The sequence below is a fragment of the Nostoc sp. genome, assembly GCF_054880495.1.
Genome location: NZ_JBTYKD010000088.1, coordinates 1 through 7,567, shown reverse-complemented (window position 1 = coordinate 7,567; position 7,567 = coordinate 1). Strand labels below are relative to the sequence as shown.

Here is a 7,567-nt window from a genome sequence, read left to right as displayed (position 1 = left end):
CAATTAGGGTAAACGCAAATCTGCTGCGATCGCATCTAAATAAGGTTGAAAAATAGCCAAGTTTTCCAGTTTCTCAAACTTACCTGTTTGCGTACCTGGAGCAAAGCCAGTGGTCATTACGTAAACTTTACTACCACCAAAGGCAACATACCTGATACGTTGCTCTTGTACTCCCCCTTGTTGGTTGAGTCCGGTGAACCCGTAACGGATTCCCTGAAGCTTACCAACAGGTACTGGTTGCGGTGGATAAGCTGAGAAAAGAATCTGTTTTCCATATTCACTCTGACGAGCTTTCAGAAAAGCAGCGTAGTCATCTGCAACCCAAGCCTTGAGTGCTGATAATACGTGGGTTTGGTATTTATAACTTTTGTAGTCCACTTGGGAACCAGTTGGAATACCAGCTGCTAGAAGTTTCTTTTGGAAATCCTCATTCTTTGCTAGTGGATAAATGTTAATCTCAACTGTACCCAAAAGTTCCCCTTTGGAAGAAACACACAATAAAGGTGCATTTCCCTTACAAGCAGCGACTTGCCAGTTAGTTGGAGCAGCAGCATTTCCCAGGATTTTCTGCCAGATATTTCCCTCATTAGGGTTGGGAAGTTTTGCAACAGCAGAGGATTTTACTACTGTGGGTGGATAAAATTGGGGGAGAATAAATTTTCCTACCAGTGGTATTGACACCAGCACAATAGAACCTATTAATAAATGATAAAGTCGTAACATTTTTAGGACTTACGCAAAAGTACACACGGTAGGGGCAATACCCTGCGGTCAGCTAAAGCTACATGAATTGCCCCTACGTGAAAATCATTCTTTTCGGCTATTGTTTGCGTAAGTCCTGATTTTATTGAAAATCTAGAGTCAAGAATTGCAGACTGACGATATCTACAAGACTTTATGGGTATAGAGGAAGAATACATTTAAATTGCTGCGAGTTCCGCAAATGGAATCTCAATAAACTATAGCGCTTCTTTGTGGAATCAGGTAGAAGTGCATAGCGGTGCATTCAAACACATGGCTATTTAACATAAAAATGGAAAGGACAGAAGTTAAGTTTACCTTGCTTCTATCCCATTTAGGATTAGTTACCGTTCACAAAGTCAAGCAAGTGGCTATGCAGGCACCATTTTCTTTTGATATCTGATCCAATGGCTACTTGCGCTGCTAATTTTTAGGAGTATTACTCATAAATCCAGAGCGTAGTCCAGCAGCCGCTTCCCCAACCGCCTGCTTCGCCTTATCTACCACTGCTCCGGTACCAAAGAATTCATGAGTCACGCCGTTATAGTTAGTTGCCTTTACAGGGGAACCCGCCTCACGCAACCGCTTGGCATAAGCTTCTCCTTCACTACGCAGTGGGTCAATTTCTGCCGTAATCACGGTTGCAGGTGGCAAACCGCGCAGGTTTTCTGCTCGCAGTGGTGAAGCATAGGGATTACTCCCGTCAGACTCACTGTTTAGATATTGGCTCCAGAACCACATCATCATCGGTTTATTGAGCGGCTTGGCGTTGGCATTCTCTTGATAGGAGGGTGTGTCAAAGGCGTAATTGGTAACGGGGTAGATTAGCATCTGATGCACAGGCATCTTACCAGCTCGATCACGTGCCATTAAGCAGGTGACAGCCGCCAAGTTGCCACCTGCGCTCTCGCCGCCGACTGCAACCCGCTTAGGATCGCCGTTGATTCGGGCAGCATTCGCCATAACCCATTGAGTTGCAGCATAAGCATCTTCTGCCGCCGCCGGAAACTTATGTTCTGGGGCTTGGCGATAGGCGACAGATACAACCATACAGTTAGCTGCATTAGTTAAAGCGCGGCACGATGAATCATAGGTATCTAAATTGGCGATTACCCAGCCGCCACCGTGGAAGTAGACCAACACGGGGAAAGGTCCCTTTCCCTTTGGCAGATAAATACGCGCTAGAAGATCACCTCCCGGTCCTGGTATAAGTTGATGGTTGACATCCCCAACCATTTCCACCGCAGGTTTACCAGCTTTGGCAAGCACGCCCATAACTGCATCTGCCACAGTCGGGGTGTTGCGAGCATTCATGGGCGACAGTTTCTCAATGGGTGGTGCGTTAAAAGAGCTAAGTTCATCTAGGACGGCTTTCATTTGCTTGTTAGGCATGGACACCGCCTCTGCTGACTTTGCCAAAAGTGGGCTACCTAATGCGATCGCCGCCAGCCCTGACCCTGCTAGCGTGGCAAACTCTCTTCTCGATATTTTATGATTCACAAATTTCTCCAAAAAGCACCATAGCAGAAGTACAACTAAGTCTGACTAGTTTTTCTATCCAATTCCACGCGTAGGCGTAGCCCCTCGTAGACATCGCAGGCAAGCTCATCTGAACCATTGCATCATTAGGCTGTCTGATACAAAAGGCTCAGATCGCACTAAGCTTACTTATGGATGGCATTGAAGAGACTTACTTAACTTTTTAAAGTACCTCATCAGTATTAATCTTAAAAAGCTAGAAGCAATCCTGCCTCTAGCATTAGTCAGTAATGCCTAAATTATTCAATCGGAATAAACTATTGCTAAATGCAGATGTAATTATGAATACAAAAGAGTTAAGCAAAGTGGTATTTGCTCTGTTTTGGCTGTTTGGCTATTAATTTAACTCAAGATTAGAAATCCACCCCTATAACTCCTAATACCAATTCTCCATGAAGAGGCATTTACTATTTATTAAACGAACCGCAAAGTACGCAAAGTACGCAAAGTAAAGAGATCAGTCAAGGAATTAATTATTAACTGAGATACCCCATGCCTAAAGGCAGGGGGTTCTAACTCACTACGCGAGTTTCGTTTACCCTCACAGGATCCGACTCCTCACGAGCTATTAGATCACTGAACATCTGCTCTAACCGATTATTGCTAATAGGTGACTTAGAAAAAAGTCGCAATTCTCGCAGATTGATTTGACCCATCTTGCCAACCGTCCAGTAGGGATTTCTCCATCCCTAGCCAACCATTTCTAGCTAGCTGGATTGACAAAGTTTCTGTTTTTGGATCAATGTAACGGCTCAGGTAAGCAGATAAGATATCACGTTGCATCTTTAGCCCACAGACAGAGCAATGATGAACACGTTGAGATAATGATTTTTTCTGCTTATTACCACACAGGCAAGTTTGAGAGAGTGCAGTTTTGTGAGTCGAAAACATTAGAACTGTACCGCCAGCATTTTCAGCTTTGCGCTTCAGTTCAGATTGGAAAGATGCGGGTGATTTAAACCCTATAGATTTACCCCAGTTTTTCTGCCAAGCAATGACCGAAACTTTCTCGGTTTTGATATGTTTACCGAGTTTCAAAGTTTGATTAACTAGCTTGCCATGAGATGATTTACGTTGAGCCGCTTGTTTACGTTCTATCTCGCGTTTTTTGGCAGCAGTTTTTTTATAACGATTAGATTTATTCCATCGTTTTGAACCTTTTTTAACTGTGCCTGTGGGATTGAAATTATCAGGATTATTAGCGCGGCGCTGCCTATCCATCTTGCGCTGTAATTGTCTAATCTTCTTTTGTTTAGAAGTTAATTCCTCAGCGAAAGGAGTCCAGATAGTCTCTTCATCGCCAACAATTGCAACAGTCGATACACCCAAATCAATACCAACAGTACCATCACTGATAATATGTTTAGGTTTTTGATAGGGTTCACCCTCACAAATTAGCTGTGCAAACCAATAGCTTTTTTGATTAAGAATACGACGCACTAAGCGAACATATTTAACCTTTGAATTTAAACCGTGCAATATTACCGGGTCATTGGTAATAATGCCAGATAGCTTTAATTTTGACCATTCAAGACCATTACCAGTCCAGCGAATGCCTTGTTTGTTGGTTTTGCCTTCTAAGGATGCGAATTGACCTTTTTGTTTAAATCTAACTTTTTTAGCCTTACCGAAAGCCATTCGATCTATTGCCTTAAAAGCTCTAGTGGCTATTTTTTGAATTGTATTAGCGTCAAGGTGAAACTTAATCCAGACGCTTGCAATAGCCGTTTTGTTGGCAAAAGATTGTAAATCATAATCACTAAAACGATATGCTTCCCTTGCTTTTTGGAAGGCTGTAGACTTGGCTTTTTTATCGTTTTTATCCATGAGTCTGGCTTGTTGGTAAAGTTCAGAATCCCTGACCAACTGCAATCGTTTTTTACCTTCAGACAATACAGCATTATATAGTTGTCTTCCCGCTTCCAATCTGGCAGCAAGAACACGAGTATCCTTAGATGTTGTTATTAACGGTACTTCTGTAACGAAACTAGATGTTTTCACTACCTTCGCGGAGCGTGTAAGTTTACAGAGAATTGGTATAAATGCCCCATTAGCTATGGTCAAACTGCGCTAAAATCCTTTCTGCTTCCTCACACAGCACCTCGTGATATTCACCGTTACTAGCCAGCAAACCTCCCCATTGATTGATATCACCAGTATTATAGTGCAACAGAGTGCCGTCAAAGTGGGTAAATTTACCACCAGCTTCTGTTAAAATCAGTTCTGGGGCTGCTATATCCCAATCTTTGGGCGCAGACTTACCGGAAAGGGAAATGTAGATATCTGCCTGTTGCTCGACAATGGTGGCGATTTTGCAGCCTACACTACCCACAGCTTTCTGATTTTGACAGGGTAATTTTTGTAGTAAGTAATCTAAGCGTTGATTGCGGTGAGAGCGACTAACGACTAAGGTTAAATCCTCAACTCGTTTACCTGACGACACTTTTAAAGGAACAGAACCATCACGGGTTTCGACAAATGTACCCCCGCCTTTGGTAGCGTAATATAACTTTTCTGTCTCTGGTACTGCCACCACTGCCAACACTGGGCGGGTTTCCTTGACTAAAGCAATGTGAACAGCATAGTCTCCAGTTTTTTCAATAAAGTCTCGTGTGCCATCCAAAGGGTCAATTATCCATACCCAAGGGGCGGAAGGCTCTGCTACACTAGTTGGCGATTGGTAAGTTTCTTCACTGATGTAAGCAAAATCTTCGTTACCTAAAGCTGCTTGTAGCCTCTGCAAAATATATTGACTCACAGCTACATCGGCAACGGTGACAGGCTCATTTTGTTTATATTGTACTTCTAAGTTAGGGTCTTTTATGGTGCCGTGGTAATACGATCCCAGTATATCTGCTGCACCCCAACCTACCTCACGAGCGATCGCTAATATTTCTTGTAAGTCTTTCATTAATTTGACCTGATCTAAAAATATGTATAACCTGATTAGAGGCGCACACCGATGCTTACTTAGTTTAACTAATTATTAATTCGCAATTGCAAGTCTTTAATTACGAATTAGGTTAGGAATAACAATTAAATAAGATACACCTCACCCTCAATCCCTCTCCTTAGAAAGGAGAGGGAAGTTAGAGACATGATGAAGGTTTTGCATTTTATTTAATCTATGTTCCTTAGCGTAGCCTTAGCGAGTCAACAAGTGTCATTACGAACTTGTACTGAGCGCAGCCTTTCGTAGAGAAGTAAGCTGTTGGACATTTAACTTGCATATTACCTGGAAGTAAAAGTCTTGTGGGGTGGGCATCTTGGCCGCCCTGGTTATGCAAATTAAAAGTACATTAGCTTATTACGAATTATTTTAAATCCATCCAGCGCCGGGTGCCAAAAAATTTACAGGAATCAGCAGCAATATTAGCTGCCAGTGCCAGTGCATCAATAAAACTTTCGTTTAAAATGTAATCACAGAAAGCACCGTGGAAAATATCTCCAGCCCCTAACGTATCAACCGCTTGAATCTGCGGCACATCTACGATACCAGTTTTACTACAACTCAAGTATTCAATTGGTTTTTGTCCGTGGGTAATGGCGATGTGAGCAATCTCAAATCCACCCAGATAGGTAAAAACGTCTTCTCTAGTCTGGCAGTTGGGGGGATAAAAATTAGCCGAACAGATAGCATAATCTACAAACGGCAGAATTTGCTCAAATCCAGGTTTCCAACTACCACCATCAATTACCACTGGGATATTCTTGGCTTTAGCCATTTGGGCTATGGAATAACTAACCGCCATCTGATGTCCATCAATCAGTATTATATTGACATTTTGCAAAATATCTGGCGGGATAGATGCGCTGCTGGCTTGAGTTTTGACAGCATTGATCGAAACCACAGCTCGCTCACCCGTGGCTTGAGTGACAATGATTGAGGATACAGGCGGTGCTAAATCAGTGCTAGGCTCAAGGTCTGCGATCGCAATTTTGTAATTTGCTAAATCACCGCGAATTAGCTGCGTCATGGGGTGAGAACCCACCACACCTAAGACTGTAGCTTGATTACCTAAATAATTGAAAGTCACAGCTGCGTTTGTAGCTGGGCCTCCTGCCGCTACAGTATAGTCAGTAGCAACAATCTTCTGATTATTCTTCGGGGCAGAGTCAGCAAGGTAAATCAAATCTAAGGTTACTAAACCTACAAATAACCCATGATCCGATTTTGGACTTCGGCTCCTCTCCGAGACGCTAGGCGAACGCTCAGTCCTTCCCTGCGGGACGCTACGCGTAGCTTGCTTCCACGAAGTGGTACGACAAAGCTCAGGAACCATCGAACGATTTTGAATTTTGGATTTTAGATTATCATTTGTCATATATGTTCGCATAGGTGCATAAATTATTATTTTTAACAGACGCGATTAATCGCGTCTCTCCAAACTCCTGTACAGACGCGATTAATCGCGTCTCTGCTCCTAACTCCTAACTTTCCCTCATGCAAACCGATCCAAAACCAGGAACACTTTACGTTGTCGGCACACCAATTGGCAATCTGGAAGATATAACCTTTCGGGCGGTGCGAATTTTGCAGACTGTGGATATCATTGCTGCGGAAGACACCCGTCACACAGGGAAACTACTACAACATTTTCAAGTTAAAACACCCCAGGTAAGTTACCACGAACACAATCGTACCAGCCGCATCCCCGAATTATTAGAGCATTTAGTTAACAATAAAGCGATCGCTCTGGTGAGTGATGCGGGAATGCCAGGAATTTCCGATCCCGGATATGAACTGGTGAAAGCCTGTATTGAGGTGGGAATTCCGGTAGTTCCCATTCCTGGCGCTAGTGCTGCAATTACTGCTTTGAGTGCAGCTGGACTACCAACGGATCGGTTTGTCTTTGAAGGCTTTCTCCCCGCGAAAAGTCAACAGAGACAAGAACATTTAGAATCTCTGCAAACAGAATCTCGCACATTGATTTTCTACGAATCGCCCCACCGCTTGCGAGATACTTTGCAAGATTTAGCAGAGGTTTGGGGAAGCGATCGCCAAATTGTGCTAGGACGGGAGTTAACTAAATTGTATGAGGAATTTTGGCGGGGGACAATTGCCGAAGCGATCGCTCACTACAGCCAACGAGAACCCCAAGGTGAATATACATTAGTCGTGGCAGGAATTCCTCCCAGTCAGCCCCAACTCACACAAGAGGAATTGAAAGCCGAATTGAAACAGTTAATTACTCAGGGAATATCGCGATCGCAAGCTAGCCGTCAGTTAGCAAAAGCGACTTTCCTTCCCCGTCGCCAACTCTATCAACTAGCTCTTTCTATAGTC

At 43.3% G+C, this 7,567-nt stretch carries 6 protein-coding genes; 1 reads left to right on the top strand and 5 read right to left on the bottom strand.

From position 1 onward, the window contains the following. Positions 1 to 3: 3 nt before the first annotated feature. From ACYTXL_RS10010 to ACYTXL_RS09990, 5 genes are all read right to left on the bottom strand, one after another. Complete coding sequence (locus tag ACYTXL_RS10010; RefSeq protein ID WP_461924597.1) at positions 4 to 723, bottom strand: hypothetical protein; 720 nt, start codon at positions 721 to 723, stop codon at positions 4 to 6. A 441-nt stretch (positions 724 to 1,164) separates the two neighbouring features. Continuing rightward, positions 1,165 to 2,241: an alpha/beta hydrolase gene (locus tag ACYTXL_RS10005; RefSeq protein ID WP_461924596.1), complete on the bottom strand. Its 1,077-nt coding sequence runs from the start codon at positions 2,239 to 2,241 to the stop codon at positions 1,165 to 1,167. Positions 2,242 to 2,895: 654 nt separating this feature from the next. Further along, entirely contained in the window at positions 2,896 to 4,281 is a 1,386-nt protein-coding gene (locus ACYTXL_RS10000) for an RNA-guided endonuclease InsQ/TnpB family protein (RefSeq protein WP_461924595.1), read from the bottom strand. Positions 4,282 to 4,330: 49 nt separating this feature from the next. Further along, positions 4,331 to 5,191, bottom strand: a complete 861-nt coding sequence (locus tag ACYTXL_RS09995) for a 3'(2'),5'-bisphosphate nucleotidase CysQ family protein (RefSeq protein ID WP_461924594.1) — start codon at positions 5,189 to 5,191, stop codon at positions 4,331 to 4,333. Between the two features lie 403 nt (positions 5,192 to 5,594). Next, positions 5,595 to 6,605: a sugar kinase gene (locus ACYTXL_RS09990; RefSeq protein ID WP_461924593.1), complete on the bottom strand. Its 1,011-nt coding sequence runs from the start codon at positions 6,603 to 6,605 to the stop codon at positions 5,595 to 5,597. A gap of 119 nt (positions 6,606 to 6,724) precedes the next feature. Here ACYTXL_RS09990 and rsmI point away from each other — a divergent pair. Continuing rightward, positions 6,725 to 7,567, top strand: an 843-nt coding sequence (rsmI, locus tag ACYTXL_RS09985; RefSeq protein WP_461924592.1) for a 16S rRNA (cytidine(1402)-2'-O)-methyltransferase, incomplete at its 3' end; no start/stop codon positions are given.

What these genes read in the sequence shown, in the direction of transcription:
- ACYTXL_RS09990 (WP_461924593.1), bottom strand. Translation starts at nt 6,605, where the DNA reads ATGACAAATGATAATCTAAAATCCAAAATTCAAAATCGTTCGATGGTT.
- ACYTXL_RS09995 (WP_461924594.1), bottom strand. Translation starts at nt 5,191, where the DNA reads ATGAAAGACTTACAAGAAATATTAGCGATCGCTCGTGAGGTAGGTTGG.
- ACYTXL_RS10010 (WP_461924597.1), bottom strand. Translation starts at nt 723, where the DNA reads ATGTTACGACTTTATCATTTATTAATAGGTTCTATTGTGCTGGTGTCA.